The sequence below is a fragment of the Kitasatospora sp. NPDC056273 genome, assembly GCF_042268845.1.
GTDB lineage: Bacteria > Actinomycetota > Actinomycetes > Streptomycetales > Streptomycetaceae > Kitasatospora.
In genome coordinates this window covers 1-18,280 of sequence record NZ_JBHJSJ010000015.1, presented here as the reverse complement: position 1 = coordinate 18,280, position 18,280 = coordinate 1, and the positions used below count along the sequence as shown (strand labels likewise).

At 74.6% G+C, this 18,280-nt stretch carries 17 protein-coding genes; 14 read left to right on the top strand and 3 right to left on the bottom strand.

The genetic code is table 11. From position 1 onward, the window contains the following. Window positions 1-166: 166 nt before the first annotated feature. Window positions 167-832 (top strand): response regulator transcription factor, encoded by a 666-nt coding sequence (locus ACFCY1_RS15925; RefSeq protein WP_117486477.1) that lies wholly within the window; start codon window positions 167-169, stop codon window positions 830-832. Between the two features lie 122 nt (window positions 833-954). Continuing rightward, window positions 955-2,145, top strand: a complete 1,191-nt coding sequence (locus ACFCY1_RS15920) for an ATP-binding protein (protein ID WP_375874925.1) — start codon at window positions 955-957, stop codon at window positions 2,143-2,145. A gap of 58 nt (window positions 2,146-2,203) precedes the next feature. Here the strand turns inward: ACFCY1_RS15920 and ACFCY1_RS15915 are convergent, their stop codons facing one another. After that, entirely contained in the window at window positions 2,204-3,976 is a 1,773-nt protein-coding gene (locus ACFCY1_RS15915) for a DUF4157 domain-containing protein (RefSeq protein ID WP_375874924.1), read from the bottom strand. A 266-nt stretch (window positions 3,977-4,242) separates the two neighbouring features. Here ACFCY1_RS15915 and ACFCY1_RS15910 point away from each other — a divergent pair, with 266 nt between their 5' ends. From ACFCY1_RS15910 to ACFCY1_RS15895, 4 genes are all read left to right on the top strand, one after another. After that, entirely contained in the window at window positions 4,243-4,698 is a 456-nt protein-coding gene (locus ACFCY1_RS15910; RefSeq protein WP_375874923.1) for an archease, read from the top strand. Between the two features lie 49 nt (window positions 4,699-4,747). Beyond that, complete coding sequence (locus ACFCY1_RS15905) at window positions 4,748-6,175, top strand: RtcB family protein (protein ID WP_375874922.1); 1,428 nt, start codon at window positions 4,748-4,750, stop codon at window positions 6,173-6,175. A 155-nt stretch (window positions 6,176-6,330) separates the two neighbouring features. After that, complete coding sequence (locus ACFCY1_RS15900; protein ID WP_375874921.1) at window positions 6,331-7,326, top strand: ABC transporter ATP-binding protein; 996 nt, start codon at window positions 6,331-6,333, stop codon at window positions 7,324-7,326. Continuing rightward, window positions 7,323-8,156: an ABC transporter permease subunit gene (locus tag ACFCY1_RS15895; RefSeq protein WP_375874920.1), complete on the top strand. Its 834-nt coding sequence runs from the start codon at window positions 7,323-7,325 to the stop codon at window positions 8,154-8,156. The genes ACFCY1_RS15900 and ACFCY1_RS15895 overlap by 4 nt, the downstream gene beginning before the upstream one ends. 54 nt (window positions 8,157-8,210) lie before the next feature. Here the strand turns inward: ACFCY1_RS15895 and ACFCY1_RS15890 are convergent, their stop codons facing one another. After that, window positions 8,211-9,122: a LysR family transcriptional regulator gene (locus ACFCY1_RS15890; protein ID WP_375874919.1), complete on the bottom strand. Its 912-nt coding sequence runs from the start codon at window positions 9,120-9,122 to the stop codon at window positions 8,211-8,213. A 237-nt stretch (window positions 9,123-9,359) separates the two neighbouring features. Here ACFCY1_RS15890 and ACFCY1_RS15885 point away from each other — a divergent pair, with 237 nt between their 5' ends. Continuing rightward, the gene (locus tag ACFCY1_RS15885; RefSeq protein WP_375874918.1) at window positions 9,360-10,040 is read left to right on the top strand and encodes a type 1 glutamine amidotransferase domain-containing protein; all 681 of its coding nucleotides are present in this window, start codon (window positions 9,360-9,362) and stop codon (window positions 10,038-10,040) included. Window positions 10,041-10,199: 159 nt separating this feature from the next. Here ACFCY1_RS15885 and ACFCY1_RS15880 read toward each other — a convergent pair whose 3' ends face one another. After that, the gene (locus tag ACFCY1_RS15880; protein ID WP_375874917.1) at window positions 10,200-11,741 is read right to left on the bottom strand and encodes a carboxylesterase/lipase family protein; all 1,542 of its coding nucleotides are present in this window, start codon (window positions 11,739-11,741) and stop codon (window positions 10,200-10,202) included. A 128-nt stretch (window positions 11,742-11,869) separates the two neighbouring features. On the opposite strand from ACFCY1_RS15880, the gene ACFCY1_RS15875 reads away from it, so the two are divergent. The 7 genes from ACFCY1_RS15875 to ACFCY1_RS15845 all read left to right on the top strand — a co-directional run. Then, window positions 11,870-12,499 carry a TetR/AcrR family transcriptional regulator gene (locus ACFCY1_RS15875; RefSeq protein ID WP_375874916.1) on the top strand — a complete coding sequence of 210 codons (630 nt, stop codon included), beginning with the start codon at window positions 11,870-11,872 and terminating at the stop codon, window positions 12,497-12,499. Between the two features lie 91 nt (window positions 12,500-12,590). Then, a complete protein-coding gene (locus ACFCY1_RS15870; protein ID WP_375874915.1) occupies window positions 12,591-13,673 on the top strand; it encodes a TIGR03617 family F420-dependent LLM class oxidoreductase in 1,083 nt (360 codons plus the stop codon). Between the two features lie 233 nt (window positions 13,674-13,906). Beyond that, window positions 13,907-14,401, top strand: a complete 495-nt coding sequence (locus tag ACFCY1_RS15865) for a hypothetical protein (RefSeq protein ID WP_074003538.1) — start codon at window positions 13,907-13,909, stop codon at window positions 14,399-14,401. Continuing rightward, complete coding sequence (locus ACFCY1_RS15860; RefSeq protein ID WP_375874914.1) at window positions 14,398-16,266, top strand: GMC family oxidoreductase; 1,869 nt, start codon at window positions 14,398-14,400, stop codon at window positions 16,264-16,266. Before ACFCY1_RS15865 ends, ACFCY1_RS15860 begins: the two co-directional genes overlap by 4 nt. Further along, window positions 16,263-17,105, top strand: coding sequence for a hypothetical protein (locus tag ACFCY1_RS15855; protein WP_049652491.1), 843 nt, complete (start codon window positions 16,263-16,265; stop codon window positions 17,103-17,105). Before ACFCY1_RS15860 ends, ACFCY1_RS15855 begins: the two co-directional genes overlap by 4 nt. Then, window positions 17,102-17,803 (top strand): DUF402 domain-containing protein, encoded by a 702-nt coding sequence (locus tag ACFCY1_RS15850; RefSeq protein WP_375874913.1) that lies wholly within the window; start codon window positions 17,102-17,104, stop codon window positions 17,801-17,803. Before ACFCY1_RS15855 ends, ACFCY1_RS15850 begins: the two co-directional genes overlap by 4 nt. A 64-nt stretch (window positions 17,804-17,867) precedes the next feature. Then, window positions 17,868-18,280, top strand: a 413-nt coding sequence (locus ACFCY1_RS15845) for a hypothetical protein (protein WP_375874912.1), incomplete at its 3' end; no start/stop codon positions are given.

The window sequence follows — 18,280 nt, the reverse complement described above, 5'->3', positions numbered from 1 at the left end:
GCATGGAATTCCTCCGTGTCCGATTGCGAGTGGCCGGCCACCGTGTCCGATACGTCTCCGATACCGGGTGACCGACGACGCAGAGGCTGGCACGCACCCGCGTTTCGCCGCTGTCAGCCGAGACCTTTACGGCGACGAAAGGTGGCTTTCAGGTACACCTGATGTCATGCGTGTACTGATCGTGGAGGACGAGGAATTCCTGGCGGACATGATCGCCGAGGGATTGCGGCGCGACGCCCTGGCCGTCGACGTCGTGTACAACGGCGCCGACGCGCTGGAACGGCTGCGCCTCACCGACTACGACGTGCTCGTACTCGACCGCGACCTGCCCGGAGCGCACGGCGACGAGGTGTGCCGGAGCGTCGTCGAGCAGCGGCTGCTGACCCGGGTGCTGATGCTCACCGCCGCCGGCACCGTCCGCGACCGCGTCGACGGCCTGGACCTGGGCGCGGACGACTACCTCACCAAGCCGTTCGCCTACGAGGAACTGCTGGCCCGGGTCCTGGCCCTCGGCCGCCGCACCCACCCCGCCCTTCCGCCGGTCATCGAACGTGCCGGCATCACCCTCGACACCGCCCGCCGCCAGGCCTTCCGGGAGGGCCGCTACCTCGCCCTGTCCCGCAAGGAGTTCGGCGTCCTGGAGGTGCTGATGCAGGCCGAGGGCGCCGTGGTCAGCGGTGAGGAACTGATCGACCAGGTGTGGGAGCGGAACATGGGATACCGCACCAACGCGGTCCGGGTCGCCCTCAGCAAGCTCCGCGCCAAGCTCGGCGAGCCCTCGGTCATCGACACCGTGCCCGGCCACGGCTACCGCATCGGCGTCCCGGCGTGAGGCGCTCCGCCCCGGTCGGCCCGAACCGCCTTCCGCTGCTTCCGCTGCCGGGCAGAGCACGCCGGCGGCTACCGGGCAGAGCACGCCCGCGGCTGCCGGGCGGGGAGCGGGGCCGGCTGACCATGCTCTACGGCGGGCTGCTCGTCCTCGCCGGGGCCATGCTCATCGTCCTGGTCAACTTCCTGGTCCGGGAGGGGCTGTACACCTCGATCAGCACGGCCGTCGCCGTCGAACCGCGACTGGCCACACTGGCGACCCCGGACCCCGCCGCGGCGGCGAAGACCCTCACGGTGGGAACCGCCGCGCCCGCGAACGCCCCACCCGGGAGCGCCCCCGCCGGAACCGACCCCGCCGACGGCGGACAGTCCCACTTCCAGGCCGTCAAGGTCGTCACCCAGGCCGCCGAGCAGGCCGCCCAGAACCAGCTGCTGACCGTCTCCCTGATCGCCCTGGCCGCCTTCGCCGTCATCTCGATGGCACTGGCCTGGTGGATGTCGGGACGGGTGCTGCGCCCGGTGGCGGTGATCACCAACACGGCGCGGCGGCTCTCGGGCGAGAACCTGCACGAGCGGATCGCCCTCGACGCACCCCCGGGCGAACTCAAACAGCTCGCCGACACCTTCGACGACATGCTCGACCGCATGGAGCAACTGGTCGGTGCGCAGCAGCGGTTCGCGGCCAACGCCGCACACGAACTGCGCACTCCGCTCGCGGTGCAGCGGGCCGCGGCCGAGATCGGGCTGGCCACCGGGGACCCGGCCGCCGTCGCCCGGGTCCGCCGCAAACTGATCGAGGTCTCCGAGAGCAGCGAACGGCTCATCGAGGGCCTGCTGTTGCTGTCCGTCTCCGACCAGAGGCTGGACCACCGCGAACCGGTCGCACTGGACCAGCTGGCCCGCGCGGTGGCCGCCGAGTGCGCCGCCCCGGAGGAAGCCCGGGCGAACGGCGTCACCGTCCGGACGGACACCGCCCCCGTGTCCGTCGACGGTGATCCGGTGCTGCTGGCACACCTGGTACGCAACCTGGTCGGCAACGCCCTGCGCTACAACCACGACGGCGGCCGGGTCGACGTCGACGTGCGCGACGGCGTCCTGGAGGTCGCCAACTCCGGCCCCCAGGTGCCGCCGGAGACGGTCCCCTATCTCTTCGAGCCCTTCCGCCGCCTCCAGGAGCGTCGGCACAGCCCGCGTGAGGGCGCGGGCCTGGGCCTGTCCATCGTCGCCTCCATCGCGCGCGCCCACCACGCCACCGTCACCGCCGACCCCGGCAGCACGGGCGGACTGCGCGTCCGGGTCGAGTTCCCCACGGCCTGACCCGGCGGCCAGGGGCACCCGCAGGGCACGCGGTCGGCCTCGCCCACCGCCCCAGCGCCTACTGGGTGGTGGGTTCCCGGGTCGCCGTGCGGTAGAAGTTCAGCGAGACCGGTCCCTTCGTGCTGGTCGCCTCCGGGCTCTTGCCCGTCATCTTCCGCTTCTCGGCAGCGTGGTACCGGAGGTCCTTGACGCTGTCCGCCGGCGGGACCGGATTGTCGGCCTCGAAGAGCTGGGAATGTCCCGAGTCGGCCACGACGAAGGTGTCCCCGTGCATGTTGGCCTGGCTCTCGCCCGCGTCGCCGAAGTTCGCCGCCACCAGGATGTGGACGCCTTCGTACGGTTCGTTCCAGAGGCTCTCCGCGGCGTTGTCCGAGCAAATTTGGAGGCGGACCTGAACGCCCTTCACCGTGGTCTCGAAGTTCTCCTGCCCGATGGCGAAGAAGCCTTGCTCCATCTCCTCCTGTGAACGGTCCGGAGCTCCTCCCCAGTCCGGCGCCTCGAAACGCTTCGTGTAGGTCTTCGGATCCTGGCCGCCCTGGAAGACACGCGCGTAGTTGTCGAACACGGTCACGTTGCCCGACCCGTCGGGGTCAGGGCCTTGCTCCCAGATCTCCTCCAGCTCCGCTACCGAGTCCTTGGCGTATCCGTTGTCGGCACCCATGTTCTCCTTGAGCCGCTTCCGGCCCTCCTGCTGGTCGGCGCGCGCCTGGTCCGATTCGTGCGCGTCGAGGGAACGTCGGCGGCCGATGGTTCCCGGCACCACCAGGTAGTTGCTGGGCAGGATCGCCAGGCGGTCGGCGAGCCACTCGTCCACGCCGGCCGCCTGGTCCCCGCTCAGGAAGTGGGTGCCCTGGCCGCTGAAGTAGTACTCCGGCGCGGTGAAGATGTACACCTGCTCGGGGTCGTACCGCTTGCTCCATTCGAGGAACGCGGTGTCCAGCGCCTCGCCCAGGAGCTTCTTCTTCTTATCCAGCTCGACGGCCGACCACTGCGCACCCGCTTTCATCACCTTGTCCGTGGGGGCCTGGACGCTGGCGATGTGGACACCGGTCCTGTCCGCGCCGATCTCCGTGTCATGGGGATCGAACGTCTCGCGCGCCCACGGCTCGGTGCTCCCGAGGCGCCCGCCGGCGGCCTCCGCGAGGTTCGCCGCGACCTCGCGGTCCTCCTCCGCCGTCGCGCGCTGCACCGCTACGTCGGTACGGGTGCCGACGGCGGCTCCGCCCTCGGTCCGCGCCGGCGGATGCACCGACCGCCGCATGACGCGAACGGCGTTGGCCTCGGCCTCGCGTTCGAAGCGGTCGGAGGGGTCGGAGACCTTCAGCCCGGTGCCGTCGTCCGTTCCGGCGACGGGGCCCTGGCGCTGCTGGATGACGTGGGTGAGTTCGTGGGCGAGGGTGTGCTTGTCGCCTCCGCCCTCGCCGATGACGACGTGGTGGCCGGAGGTGTAGGCGCGGGCGCCCACGTCCACTGCCGAGGCCCGCGCGGCGGCGTCCGTGTGGATGCGGACGTCCGAGAAGTCCGCGCCGAGCCGGCCTTCCATCTCGGTGCGCGTGCCGTGGTCGAGCGGACGCCCCGGGGAGCGCAGGACGTCCTGGACGGTGGAGCGCTGAACGGCGTGTTCGGCCTGCCCGTAGTCGAATTCGCCGCCCTGCCGGGGCTCTTCCTGAGCCCCTGGCCGTCCGGTCCGGCGGAGCATCCGGACGACCGCCGCGTTGCCGACGCTGCGCTGGAGGGCCAGGAGAGGCGGCGCGCCCCCGATCGCGGGCTTGCTCGCCGGTGGACGGCTGCGCTCGGCCTCATCGGTCTTCGCGCTGTGCTGGGCGTGCATGGTCTCCCTCTCGCACGGCAGGCGGTCACCCTCCTGACTAACAGACGGGCAGGGGCTCCACCAGAGGCGTGAAGGCAGTCCGGGCTGCCTGATCGGGCACGACGCGCTGCCCGTCGCGCAGGCACGGCCACCGTTCGGCCGTACGCCATCGCCCTGCGCGCGGGCCTGCTGCGGCACCCGGCCGCCGGATCGGCCGCGCTTGCCCCCGGGTGGGCTGCGGGACGAGGCTGGAGGGGAGAGGGAAACGGGTGCGGGAGGCGTCGCTCGTGGACGGAGACGAGCCTGTCGGCCGGTCCGCCGGCGGGCACCGGAGTGTGCCGCACACGGCCGACCTGCGGGTCGAGGCCTGGGCGCCGACGGCGGAGGGCTGTATCGGCGAGCTGGTGTACGGCGTCGTCGGCAGTTTCGCCGACCTGGCCGGCGCGCGGATCGTCGGTGAGCGCGGCTGCACGGTCCTCGCGGTGAGCGATCCGGACCTGCTGGCGGGCGTCCTGGAGGAGGTCGTCTACCGGATGGACGTCGACGGCGAGCTGCCGGTGGCGGTGGCGGTCGGCCCGATCGAGGGCCTGGACGGCGCCCGTCGGGTGGCGGTCCGGTTCCGGATGGCCGACGCCGCCACGGCCGTCCTGGTCGGCGCCGTGCCGAAGGCCGTCTCACTGCACGACCTGGACCTGAGCGCCGGGCCGGACGGCTGGACCTGCCAGGCCACGGTGGACGTCTGAGCCCGGTCCCGGCGCGGTGGGCCGGAGCCGCGGGAGCGGGGTGAGCGAGGTGGAGATCGCACTGACCGAGGCCGGCCGGTACCGCTGGCGGATCGAGCCGCGCCCGCCGATGCGGGTGCCCGGGGTGGTGTTCGCGAGCGCCGCGCTGCTGCCGCAGGCCGCCGGGGACAAGGCGCTGGAGCAGGTGGCGAACGTGGCGACGCTGCCCGGGATCGTCCGCGCCTCCTACGCGATGCCGGACGTGCACTGGGGCTACGGCTTCCCGATCGGCGGGGTCGCCGCGACCGACGTTGAGCGGGGCGGGGTGGTCTCGCCGGGCGGGGTGGGCTTCGACATCTCCTGCGGGGTCCGGCTGCTGGCGGCCGGGGTCGGCCGGGACGAACTCGACCCGGAGCGGATCGGCCGCCTGATGGACCTGCTGGACCGCACCGTCCCGCGCGGCCTGGGCCGGGGCGGCCTGTGGCGGCTCGGCGGACCGGAGGAACTGGACGAGCTGCTGATCGGCGGTGCCCGCTACGCCGTCGAGCACGGCCACGGTGTGCCGCGCGACCTGGAACGCTGCGAGGACCGCGGCGTGCTGGCCGGCGAGGCTCCCGGGGAGGTGAGCACCCGGGCCGTCGAGCGCGGGCTGCAGCAGGTCGGCAGCCTCGGCTCGGCCAACCACTTCCTGGAGGTGCAGGCCGTCGACCGGGTGCACGACCCGCGGACCGCCGCCGCCTTCGGACTGCGGCCGGGCCAGGTCTGCGTCATGATCCACTGCGGTTCGCGCGGCCTCGGCCACCAGATCTGCACCGACCACGTCCGCGCCATGGACCGCGAACTGCACCGCTACCGGATCGAGCTCCCGGACCGCCAGCTCGCCTGCACCCCGGTCGACTCCCCGCGCGGCCGTGCCTACCTGGGCGCCATGACCGCGGCCGCCAACTACGGCCGGGCCAACCGGCAGCTGCTCGCCGAGGCGGCCCGCCGCGCCTTCGCCACCGTGCTCGGCGTCGGGCTGGAGCTGGTCTACGACGTCTCGCACAACCTCGCCAAGCTGGAGACCCACGAGGTGGACGGCGAGCTCCGGACGCTGTGCGTGCACCGCAAGGGCGCCACCCGGGCGCTGCCGCCGGGCGACCCCGACCTGCCCGCCGACCTGGTGGGGGCCGGGCAGCCGGTGCTGGTGCCGGGCACCATGGGCACCGCCTCGTACGTCATGGTCGGCCTGCCCGGCAACGAGGCCTTCCGCTCCGCCTGCCACGGCGCCGGGCGGGTGCTGAGTCGCCACCAGGCGCTGCGCACCGTGCGCGGCGAGCGGTTGAAGAGCGAGCTGGAGGCGCGGGGGATCGCGGTGCGGCCGGCCTCCTGGCGGGCGCTGGCCGAGGAGACCCCCGAGGCGTACAAGGACGTCGACGCGGTGGCCGCCGTGACCGAGGCGGCGGGGCTCGCCCGGCAGGTCGCCCGGCTGGTGCCGCTGGGGGTGTGCAAGGGGTGAGACACCCTCCGTTTCGGCCGCGTCCCTCGACTCGCCCGGCCGGGCGCGCTTGGATGTCGGACGCGTCCGTCACCGGGGCGCGTCCGGCGACGGATCGCATCCCGTCGCTGGAGCCCGTCCGGCACCGTCGGGCGCGTCCCTCACAGGAGGTGGTCATGCCGGGAAGTCCGGATCCAGCCGTCGACCGGCGGGGCACCGGAGGCGGTCCGGTGATCGAACTGCGGGCGCTCACCAAGCGCTACGGCAGTACGGTCGGCATCGAACAGCTGGACGTGTCGGTCGAGGCCGGCGAGGTGTTCGGCCTGCTCGGCCCCAACGGCGCCGGCAAGACCACCACGCTGCGCTGCCTGGTCGGCCTGCTCGGCCCCAGCGACGGGCAGGTGCGGGTGCTCGGTCTGGACCCGGTGGCCGACCACGGCCTGCTCGCCCCCTTGATCGGCTACCTGCCCGGCGAACTGCGGCTCTACCCCGAACTCACCGGGCAGCAGACTCTCGACCTGCTCGCCGCCCTCCAGGGCGCCCCGGTCCCGCGCCAGCGCGAGCTGTGCGAGCGGCTGAAGCTCTCCCGGGCCGACCTGGCCCGGCCGGTGGGGCAGTACTCGCGCGGCATGAAGCAGAAGCTCGGACTCGTCCAGTCGCTCCAGCACCGGCCGCCGGTGGTGGTGCTGGACGAGCCGAGCGAGGGGCTCGACCCGCTCGTCCAGGAGACCTTCTACGAACTGCTCGCCGAGGAGGCCGCGGCCGGGCGGACCGTCCTGCTCTCCAGCCACGTGCTGCCCGAGGTGCAGCGGACCTGCGGCCGGGTCGCCATCGTCCGCCACGGCCGGCTGGTCACCGTCCGCTCGGTGGCCGAACTGCGCCAGGCCCGGGCCCGCCGGGTCCGGCTGCTCCTCGACGACGGGCGGGGCGCCCGGCCGCTGGGCGCCGCCGAGCGGTGGTCCCCGCGCTGGGACGGCCCGCGGGTCGAGCTGCTGGTGCCGCCGGACGAGGTGGTCGCGGCGGTGCGCACCCTGCTCGCCGAACTGCCGGTCGCCGACCTGACGGTGGAGGAGGCGGGCCTGGACGAGGCCTTCCTCGACCTCTACCGGTCCGTCGGGGCCGAGGAGCCTTCGACCGGCGGCAGCCGGCCGGAACCGGAGGAGCGGCCGTGAACCCGGGCACCGTCAACCGCCGCCTCCCGCTGGTCTGGCTCGCCCTGCACCGGCGGCGCCGGATGTTGCTCTCCCTGCTGTTCGGCATGGTCGTCTTCGAGGCCCTGATCGTGGTGATCGCCGGGACCATCCCGCCCGGCGACCTGTTCGGCGGCGGCCGCACCCCGCCCGGCGCGTTCAAGGCCTTCAGCGGTTCCAACGGCGACGTCTCCATCGCCAGTTACCCCGGCCTGCTCGGCGCCGGACTCACCCACCCGTTCTGGATCGCCCTCCAGCTGACCGTGATCGGCTCGCTCGGCGCCGCCGCCGTCGCGGCCGACGTCGAGTCCGGCACCATCGAGCTGCTGATGACCCGCCCGGTCTCCCGCCGCCGACTGCTCGCCGAGCGGACCGGCGCCCTGGTCGCCGCCTCGGTGCTGCTCAACGCCGCCGCCACGCTGACCCTCGCGCTCGGGGTGGCCGCCTCCGCGCCGCTGCGCGAGGCCGTCCCGGAGGGCGCGGTGTTCACCGCCGGACTGCTCGGCTGCGCCCTCGCGTTCTGCCTGACCGGACCGGTGCTGGCGGTCTCCGCGGTCAGCCGGCGGCGGGCCCATGTGGTCGGCGCGGCCGTCGCCTTCGGCGCGGTCGGCTTCGCGCTCAACTTCGTCGCGCTGGCCTGGTCCCCGGCCCGGTCGTTGCGCTACCTCAGCCCGTTCCACTACTACGCGCCGGGCGACGTGCTCGGCCACGGAGGGGTGCCGTGGGCGGCGTTCGGCGTGCTGCTCGGGGTGGGGCTGCTCGGGCTGGTGGCGGCCTTCCGGCTGCTGGAGCGGCGGGACCTGGCGGTCTGATCCCGGGGCGCGGTGTGTGGCTGGTGGGCGGCTGGTCGGCGGGGGTGCGGCCGGTCAGCCCCAGGTGCGGGCCGCGGCCAGCAGGTGTTCGCGGACCAGGGCCACGTGCGGGTTGGCCGAGCCGGCCGGGCGGCGCACCAGGTAGGCGGTGTTGATCGGCGGATCGGCCGGCTCGTGCAGCAACCGCAGGGCCCCGGAGGCGAGTTCGGCCCGGCACAGGTAGCCGGGCAGCACGCTCCAGCCCGCGCCCGCGGTCACCGCCGAGAGCAGCGCCCGCAGGTCCGGCACGGTGACCGCGGCCCGGGCGTGCAGCCGCCGGTCGAAGACGTGCCGCCAGTAGCGGCGGGCGATCGGCAGGTCCTCGGCGTAGCTGAGCAGCGGTGCCTCGGCCAGCGCGTCGGGCAGCTCCCGGCCGGCCAGCCGCTCGGCCCAGACCGGGGCCGCGACCAGGACGAACTCCTCGTCGGCGAGCGGTTCGGCGAGCAGCGTCCGGCCGCGCGGACGCCGGGTGGCGACCACCAGGTCGTGCTGCCCGGCGCGCAGTTCCGCCAGCAGCGGGTCGGTGAGCCCGCCGGTCACCCGCAGCTGGACGCCCTGCGCGACCAGCGGGGCCAGCTCGGCCAGCAGGACGGTGCCGAGGAACTCGGCCGGCCCGGCCAGGTGCACCGGCTCCGGTGTGCCGCCGCCGCGCCCGTCGGCGAGGTCCGCGAGCCGGTCCAGGGGCCCGGCCAGGCGGGCGGCGAGGTCGTCGGCGTACGGCAGCGGGCTGACCCCGCGGGCCCGGCGTTCGAACAGCTCCCGGCCGAGCCGCTGCTCCAGTGCCCGGATCTGCGCGGTCACCGTGGACTGGGAGAGGCCCAGCAGGTGCGCGGCCGCGGTGAAGGAGCCCGCCCGGTGTACGGCGAGGAAGGTCCGCAGCTGGTTGAGGTCCAGCGGGCCGGAGCCGGTGGCCGGGCGATCGCTCATGCCCGTGAGCGTACGGGATTCCGATGGCTCGGCGGTGGGCCCGATGGTGGCCCCGATGGTGGGTTCGGCGCTGAGCGCGGCGACCGGCTCGACGGTCCGGGTGAGGTATCGGAATCCCGATGCCTCGCATCGCGTGGCCCATTGGTTCCCGCGGGCCGGGCGCGTCTAGCGTCGACCGCGTGAGCGCCGCGGCGGACCGTCGTGGCGGAGACCGCGGCACCCCCGGAGGCACACCCCATGGCCGACATCCTGTTCGTCCTGACCGGTTCGAAGGTCTGGACCCTGAACGACGGCACCGAGCACCCGACCGGCTTCTGGGCGGAGGAGGCGGTCGTCCCGTACCGCGCCTTCACCGAGGCCGGCCACCGGGTCGCCGTCGCCACCCCCGGCGGTGTCGTCCCGGTCGCGGACCGGGCCAGTCTGACCGACCCGGCGATGGCCGAGGAACTGGCGGGGATCGCCGAGTTCCGGCAGCCGCTGGTGCTGGCCGAGGTCGACCCGGCCGACTACGACGCCGTGTTCTACCCCGGCGGCCACGGCCCGATGGAGGACCTGGCGGTCGACGCCGACTCCGGCCGGCTGCTCACCCGGGTGCTCGCCTCCGGGCGCCCGCTCGGAGTGGTCTGCCACGGCCCGGCCGCGCTGCTCGCGGCGCGGACCGAGGACGGCGGCTCGCCCTTCGCCGGGTACCGGGTGACCGGCTTCACCAACGCCGAGGAGACCCAGGCCGGCCTGGCGGACCGCGCGCCGTGGCTGCTCCAGGACCGGCTGGTCGGGCTCGGCGTGGACTTCGAGGAGGGCGAGCCCTGGGCGCCGCACGCGGTGGTCGACCGCAACCTGGTGACCGGTCAGAACCCGGCCTCCTCGGCCCTGGTGGCGACCGGGCTGCTGCGGCTGCTGAAGGACGCGGGGAAGTAGGGGAAGTAGCGGCGGAACGGCCGGTCTGTGCGGTCGCCCGTGCACGGGAGCTGTCTGAACGGGTGAGGAGCCCACGGCGGGTACGGCGCGGGCGGGTGCCCGCGCCGTACGGCCGTCCTCGGTGCCCGCCCTCGGGCTCCCCGCCCGGCCGGGCCGCCGTCAGTGCAGGTCGTAGGCGGTGAGGGGGTGCCCCGCCCAGATCCGGCGGGCGGCCTGTTCCGGGTAGCGGACGGTCTCCGAGCGGGCGTCCAGGACGCGGGTGAGCTGCTGGTCCGGATCGAAGGCGGGCCACCCCGGGTCGCCGGTGGTGGCGAACCGGACCCAGGCCCGGCGCAGCTCCGCCGACACCCGGACGGCCTCCGGCGGGGGCGGGTCGCCGAGCGACTGCCGCGCCGTCGGGCTGTCCAGGCTGCCGAACGCGAGCGGTACGTCCAGGCCGTGGCAGGCGCCGAGGACGCCGCCGAGGGCGGGGGCGGGCAGGGCGAGCTCGAAGAGGTACGATGTGCCGCCGGCGGCCGCGTTGGCCTCGGCCAGCCGGAGGGACGGCACCCGGAACAGGGCGTCGGAGCCGACGGCTTCGAGGAGTTCGGAGGGCGTCGCGCCGGGGAGGGCGGACCGGTAGGCGTCCGGGCCGCCCGGCGTCGGCGCGAACGCCTTCAGCATGCGCCGCGCCTCCTCCTCGGTGAAGCCGCCGTGTCGGCCGCTGAGGACGCTGAACAGCCGGAACTCGTCCCGGGTGTGACCGACCAGCAGGTCCACGCCGGCGGTCAGCGCCGACCACGGGGAGCCCGGCAGGACCTCGCCGTCGACCACCGGGACGGTGGCGATGCCGCTCCGTGCCAGTCGGCCCCAGCGTGCGACGTGGTCCGGCAGCGCGGCATTCAGCTCGGTGACCGCCGAGGCCAGGCGCCAGGGGTGCACCTCGGCCAGCGCGGCGGCGGTGGGGACGGTGCCGAGCAGTTTCGCGAGCTCGGCGGTGACCTCGGCGGCCAGCGCGGGCGTGCAGTGGTTGCCCGGCACCGAGTGGGCGACGGCCCGCCGGAACAGGCCGCGGGCCGGGTCCATCGCCAGCAGGGCGGCGACCGAGCCGGCGCCCGCGGACTGCCCGGCGACGGTCACCCGGGCCGGGTCCCCGCCGAACCGGGCGATGTTGCGCCGCACCCAGTGCAGGGCGGCGATCTGGTCCAGGAAGGCCCGGTTGGCCGGGGCGCCCTCCAGCAGGGCGAAGCCCTCGGCGCCCACGCGGTAGTTGACGGCCACCACGACCAGCCCGGCGGAGGCTAGGGCGGTCGGGTCGTACAGCGGGTCGCCGGCGGTGCCGGACATGAACCCGCCGCCGTGGATCCAGACCAGGACCGGCAGCCCGGCCGCGCCCGGATCGGGCGTGCAGACGTCGAGCGTCAGCCAGTCGGTGTCCTCGGACGACTCGCCGGACCCGGCGGGCATCGGCCCGGACTGGGGGACGACGGGGCCGAAGGCGACGGCCTCGCGGACGCCGTCCCACGGCTCGGGGGCGGCGGGGGCGGCGAAGCGGAGGGCTCCGACGGGCGGCTGGGCGTAGCGGATGCCGCGGAAGACGGCGAGTTCCCGGCCGCCTCGCTGCTCGTGGTGCTGCTCCGGGTGCTGTTCCGGCTCGCGCCGCGGCTCCCAGCGGCCGCGGACGAGTCCTTCGGTGGTGCGGATGACGGGCTGCTCCGACATGTGGACGCTCCTCCCTCGGAAGGCTTCCCACGTTATAGGTCAGCTGTATTATGTCAAGCGTATGGAAAAGATCCCGCAGGGTCCGCGGCCTCCGCGGCCCGCGGGGAGAATCCGAGGAGCCGCCGCCGATGCCCAAGCAGGTCGACCACCGGGAACGCCGCGAGACGATCGCCCGTGCGCTGTGGCGGGTCGTGGAGCGGCGCGGCGCCACGCACCTGACGATGCGCGAGGTCGCCCAGGAGGCGGGCATCTCGCTCGGGCAGCTCCAGCACTACTTCGGCTCCCGGGCGCAGATGCTCACCTTCGCGATGGATTTCGCCGGCGAGCAGAGCGGGTTGCGGGTCGGCCGGGCACTGGCGGAGCTCGGCGAACGGCCGCACCCGCGCGACGTGCTGCGGGCGATGCTGGTCGAGCTGCTGCCCCTGCACGCCGACGCGCGGGCGACCAGCCGGATGAGCGCCGCCTACGTGCTGGAGGCGCTGCACGACGAGGAGGTCCACGCGCGGGCGCGCGGCGGACTGCTCCAGGGGCGGGCGATGGTCGAGCGGATCGTCCGGCAGGCGATCGCCGACGGGCAGCTCGCGGCCGACCGCGACCCGGTGGTGGAGACGGACCTGCTGCTCGCGCTCACCGGGTTCACCACGCTGCTGGAGCTGGACGTGGTCGAGCCCGCCGCCGTGCTCACGGCCGTCGACCGGCACCTGGACCGGCTGTTCGCGGCGCCGGATGGTGCGGGCGGTGCCGTCGGCGGTCGGTGAGGGGGCGGCGGTCGGTCCAGGGCCCGGGGCCCTGGGCGAGGCGTGGCAGGCTACCCGGGTAGCACCGCCGCCCGCGACCAGGAGCACCGCCATGGACCGACCCGCCGCCCTCCGACCCCCCGCCCTGCGCCTCGACGCCACCGCCTCCGGACACCCGGCGGGCATCCTGGCCGCCGCCGAGCGGGCCGAACACCGGGGCATGGACCGGCTGGTGGTCGCCGAGACCGCGTACGACCCGTTCCTCCAGCTCGCCCGGGCGGCGGACCGGACCGAGTCGATCGAGCTGGCCACCGGCATCGCGGTGGCCTTCGCGCGGACCCCGATGACGCTCGCCTACCAGGCCTGGGGGCTGCACGCGGCCTCCGGCGGACGGGCCGTCATCGGGCTGGGCTCGCAGGTCAAGCCGCACATCGAGAAGCGCTTCGGGATGCCTTGGGACCGCCCGGCCGCCCGGATGCGCGAGTACGTGCACGCGGTGCGGGCGATCTGGCACAGCTGGCAGACCGGCGAACGGCTGCGCTTCCGGGGCGAGTTCTACACCCACACGGTGATGACGCCGGTGTTCTCGCCGGACCCGGTCCCGTCCGGGGTGCCGCGCATCCTGTTGGCGGGCGTCGGGCCGCTGATGACCCGGACCGCCGGGGCGGTGGCCGACGGCTTCCTGAGCCACCCGTTCTCCTCCACCGCCTACCTGGCCGAGCAGGTGCTGCCGGGCCTGACCGAGGAACGGGCCCGGGCCGAGGCGGAGGGCGCCGCGTGGACGAAGCGGCCGTTCGAGATCGTCGGCAACGTGCTCACCGCCACCGGCCGCACCGAGGAGGAGCTGGCGGCCAACCGGGCCGCCACCCGCGAGCGGCTCGCGTTCTACGCCTCCACGCCGGCCTACCGCCCGGTGCTGGCGCAGCACGGCTGGGAGGGGCTCCAGGAGGAGCTGCACACCCACTCGGTGCGCGGGCGCTGGGCGGAGATGGCCGCGCTGATCGACGACGAGGTGTTCGACGCCTTCGCGGTCTGCGGTCCGGTCGAGGAGGTCGCGGGGGAGATCCACCGCCGCTACGCGGGGCTGGTCACCCGGCTGTCCGTCAGCCTCCCCGAGGACGCCGACCCGGAGCTGGGCCTGGACGTCCTGGCGGCGGTGCGGGCGCTGGGCCGACCGGAAGCGGACGCCGGATGATCGGGATGGACGGCCGACCGGGCACAGGATGATGAAGTCCGGGCAGATTCGTGCAACGTGTTTCCGGTGGTGAGGGCGGGCGGCAGGATCGCGGTGGCAGGCAGGGCCGTCCCCGCGAGGACCGGCGGCCCCGGACCTGCCGCGTTGTGCGGGGCCTGTCGTGCCGTACGGACCGTTGCGCCGTACGGCCTGTCATGCCTCGGCCACCCGTTGCCGATCGTGGGGGTGTCCGCGTGTCCGTGTCCGACAACCGTCCGGCCGACTACGACCTGGCGGAGCGCTGGGACCCCGGAGCGAAGGCGTACGTCGACGCCCTGGCAGACCCGGACGAGTTCCTCCGCGTCTGCGCCGAGCTGACCGGCTTCGACGTGCCCGAACTGCGCTCCACCGGCATGGCGGACGAGCACCACCGCACCACGCTGGCCCACCGGGTCCGCGACGAGCACGCCCTGGTCCACCTCTGGTACGTCGGCGCCTGGCCCGGCGAGGCGCCCTCCTCCGCCCGCGCCCACGACCAGGGGCTGGTCTGGCGGACCTTCCACGCCGTCCCGCCCGGCGCCGCCGCCCCCGGGCACGGCAGCTGGGCCGGCGCGCCCCGGGGCGCCGAGGTTCCGGGCCCCGAGGTCCGGGGAGGGGCGGAGATCCTGGGCGGGGCCGCGACGTCGGGAGGCACCGCATCGCGGGGCACCGGGGCAGTGGCACCGGAGAACGGCGGTGAGGGCCGGTGACCGCCCGTTGGGACGCCGTCGTGGTCGGCGCGGGCTTCGCCGGGACACTGGTCGCCCACCGCCTGGGCGTACAGGGCTGGCGGGTCCTCGTCCTGGAGGCCGGCCGGGCCGCGCCCACCGGCGCCGAGGCCGCCACCGCCCACCGCGCGGCCGGCGGCGGACCGCCCACCTCGCCCTACCCGCACAGCCCCGAGGCGCCGTCACCCGACGTCACCGACCTCACCGGGAACCCGGACGGCGGCTTCACCGCCACCGGCCACCTCCGCCAGTACGGGCCGCTGCCCTACGCCAGCGGCTACCTGCGCGCCAACGGCGGCACCGGGCTGCTCTGGACCGGACTCACCCCGCGCATGCACCCCGAGGACTTCCGCACCGGCGACCTCGGCCACGGCCGCAACTGGCCGATCGGCTACCACGACCTGGAACCCCACTACCGCGAGGCCGAACGGGAACTCGGCGTCGCCGCCGACGCCGAGGAGCAGCGCCGTGCCGTCGGACTGCCCATCCCGGACGGCTACGACTTCCCGATGCGGGCCATCCCGGCCAGCTACCTCGACCGGCAGCTGGCCCGGGCCCTCGACGGCCGGACCGTCCGCGACCCCGCCGTGCCCGGCCCCGCCCGGCTCGCCGTCACCGCCACCCCGCACGCCCGCAACGGCGTGCCGACCAGGCCCGGCTCCGCCGACGGGCCGCTCTGCGCGGGCAGTTCCAGCTGTGTCCCGGCCTGCCCGAGCGGGGCCAAGTACACCCCGATGCGTACCCAGGCCCGCTGGGCGGCCGGGGTCGAACTGCGCACGGAGGCCGTCGTCAGCCGGGTGCTGGCCGACCCGGAGACCGGGCGGGCCCGGGAAGTTGAGTACCTCGCGGGCGGCACGACCCACCGGGTGACGGCGGACCTGGTCGTCCTCGCCGCGCACGCGATCGAGAACGCCCGGCTGCTGCTCCTCTCCGGTCTGGCCGACCGCAGCGATCAGGTCGGCCGGAACCTGATGGACCACCCGGCCCTGCTCACCTGGGGGCTGATGCCCCGACCGGTCGGCCCCTACCGGGGGCCCGGCTCCACCAGCGGCCTGGAGGCGTTCCGCTTCGGACCCGGGCGGGACCGCCGGGCGCCGTTCCGGATCGAGATCGGCAACTGGGGCTGGTCCTGGGCGGGCGGCGCGCCGGAGGCCGAGGCGGCGTCGCTGCTCGCGGCGGGCCTCCGGGGCAAGGAGCTCCGGGAGCGGCTCGGCGACCGGCTGGGCCGTCAGTTCTCGCTCCAGTTCGAGCTGGAGCAGCCCGCCGACCCGGCCAACCGGGTCACCCTCGACCGGGACCGGCGCGACCCGCTCGGCCTGCCGAGCCCGGCCATCCGCTACGACGTCTCCGAGTACGTCCGCGAGGGCATGGCCTCGGCCCGGGCCGTCTCCGACCAGCTGTTCGCGCTGCTCGGCGCCGAGGACCACACCGCCTACCCGGCGGCCGGATGGCCGGGACGGCTCGAACACCGGGGAACCGTCCACGGCTACCGGGGCGCCGGCCACGCCGGTGGCACCCACATCATGGGCTCCTCGCCCGCGAACTCGGTGGTCGACCACTGGCAGCGGTGCTGGGAGCACCCCAACCTGTACGCCGTCGGCTGCGGGTCGATGCCCTCTCTCGGCACCTCCAACCCCTCGCTCACCATGGCCGCCCTCGCGCTGCGCAGCGCTGAGCGGATGCACCGCGACCTGCTGGAGCTGCACCGCCCGGCGGCGGTGGCGCCCCCGGCCGCCAGCCGTGTCCCCGTAGCGCCCGTGTTCTCACCCGCGTTGTCCCCGTCGTCGTCCCCTTCACCGTTCTCCTCGCCGTCCTCCTCGTCCCCCTCGTCCTCGGAGCCCTCATGACCGGCCTGCCGCTGCCGCCCGTACCGGAGCCGTACCACCTGCCCTTCCACTACGGTGCGTTGCACAACGTCGGTGTCGACTACCTGGTCGACCGTGCGCGGGCGAGTGAACTGCTCGCCAAGCGCCACCCCGGGCTGAGCGTCGCCGCCTTCGACGGCGGGGCCTGCGTCTCGCTCAACTTCCAGCTCTACTTCGCCCAGTATCCGAACGGCGGCGGCATCACCCAGGAGCTGGAGATCAACCTGATCGCCCACCCGGTCTTCGCCGAGGAGCGGATGCCGGTGGTCAACTACGGCCAGTACGCCCGGGGTTACGACCAGACCAAGCTGCTCGGCATCGCGCGGCTGCACGTGCTCTGCGACAACCCGCTCGCCATCGACGCCGGGCGCCGGCTGTACGCCGAGCCCAAGCACCCGGGCTGGTTCGAGACCACCCTGCCCTCCCTCAACGCGCCCGACGTGCGCGAACGCTGGTCGGTCTCCTGCCGTCGGGCCGCCCTCGGGCCGGACGGGCTGAGCCGCCACGACGAGGAACTCCTCGCCCTGGACGTGAACCTGGTGGGCCTCACCCCCGAGTCCGTCAACAACACCCCGATCACCGGCTACGGCACCGACGACGAGGGCAAGCTGCTGGCCGGACCGCTCAACGTCTACCAGCCCTACCGCTACTACGCGCTGGACGACCGCACCGCCGACCGCGTCCGGCTCGACCTCGGCAACCCCGCCGAGGAGTCCGCCCGCGACCTCGCCCACCTGATCGCCGACGCCCCGGCCGCCGGGGTCTGGACCTACCAGTCCCCGCCCGTCGCCGCCCACAACCGCGCCTACTACGTCCGGTGACGGCCCCGGGCTCGGCTCCCGTCTTCGCCCCGAGCGGCACCGCCGTACGGCGGGACGTCGCCCACGGCCGGGTCTGGTCGGCCATGCCCTACACCGTGCTCGCGGACGACGGTGACGTCCTGACCCTCACCGCCCGCCCGGGGACGGAGAGCCTGGCCCCGGCCAGCTGGACCGTCGCCGCGCACGCCGGAGACGACGCCCTGCGCCTGGACTGCGTTCACGACCTCGCCTCCGGCCGGTGGGAACTCGACCACTGGACCTGGCGCGACACCGTGGTGCTCAGCCGCTTCACCGCCGGAGTGCCGTTCAGCGTGCACCGTTTTCTGACACCCGACGGCCGGCCGCTGCGCTGGTACGTCAACTTCGAGCGCCCGTACCGCCGGACGGCCATCGGCATCGACACCCTCGACCTCTTCCTGGACCTCGTGATCACCCCCGATCTGTCGTCGTACAGCTGGAAGGACGAGGACGAGTACGCCCAGGCCCGGCGCCTCGGCGTCGTTGACGAGGCCACCCACCGGCAGCTGGACCGGGCCCGGGAGCTCGCCCTCGCCCAGCTCCGGGACCGCAGCGGCCCGTTCGCCGCCGACCCGGACGCCTGGACGCTCCCGCCGGAGGGACCGCTGCCCACCCTCCCGGCCACCGCCCTCAGCACCCCCGCCGGAAAGTGGGATGAGGGCGGATCAGTGGACTGTTAGGGTCGCGCCCCTGCACGAAGGACGGCGAGGGGCAGACGTGACGGCCGCGGCGGACACGATGGGCATGACGGACCCGACGGACGACATGGAGGCGCTCAAGCACCTGCATGACGGCGGCGACTACCGGCGGCTCGCCGAACGGACCTCGAATCCCGACGTCCTGCGCCGATTGGCCATCGGCGAGTACCCGTTCGTCTGGCACGCGATCGCCGACAACCCGGCCGCCCCCACCGACCTGCTGGCGGCCTTGGCCGGGCGCCGGCAGCAGGTGTGGAACGACAATCGCCTCCTTCGCTTGCTCGCGGCTCACCCCGCCCTCACGGGCGAGGCGTTGGACGGCCTGGTCGATCTCGTCGGGGACCGCCTGCGGGAGGGCGACCGCCCGTACGCGGCCGTCCTGGAGCTGGCCCGCCGACCGGAGCTGTCGGCCGGGAGGCTGGGCCCCCGCGGGGCAAAGCCCGGGGGCGGGGGCCGGGA

Coding starts and splice junctions, on each gene's coding strand:
- ACFCY1_RS15925 (WP_117486477.1), top strand. CDS start 167: ATGCGTGTACTGATCGTGGAGGACGAGGAATTCCTGGCGGACATGATC.
- ACFCY1_RS15920 (WP_375874925.1), top strand. CDS start 955: ATGCTCTACGGCGGGCTGCTCGTCCTCGCCGGGGCCATGCTCATCGTC.
- ACFCY1_RS15915 (WP_375874924.1), bottom strand. CDS start 3,976: ATGCACGCCCAGCACAGCGCGAAGACCGATGAGGCCGAGCGCAGCCGT.
- ACFCY1_RS15900 (WP_375874921.1), top strand. CDS start 6,331: ATGCCGGGAAGTCCGGATCCAGCCGTCGACCGGCGGGGCACCGGAGGC.
- ACFCY1_RS15890 (WP_375874919.1), bottom strand. CDS start 9,122: ATGAGCGATCGCCCGGCCACCGGCTCCGGCCCGCTGGACCTCAACCAG.
- ACFCY1_RS15885 (WP_375874918.1), top strand. CDS start 9,360: ATGGCCGACATCCTGTTCGTCCTGACCGGTTCGAAGGTCTGGACCCTG.
- ACFCY1_RS15880 (WP_375874917.1), bottom strand. CDS start 11,741: ATGTCGGAGCAGCCCGTCATCCGCACCACCGAAGGACTCGTCCGCGGC.
- ACFCY1_RS15875 (WP_375874916.1), top strand. CDS start 11,870: ATGCCCAAGCAGGTCGACCACCGGGAACGCCGCGAGACGATCGCCCGT.
- ACFCY1_RS15870 (WP_375874915.1), top strand. CDS start 12,591: ATGGACCGACCCGCCGCCCTCCGACCCCCCGCCCTGCGCCTCGACGCC.
- ACFCY1_RS15855 (WP_049652491.1), top strand. CDS start 16,263: ATGACCGGCCTGCCGCTGCCGCCCGTACCGGAGCCGTACCACCTGCCC.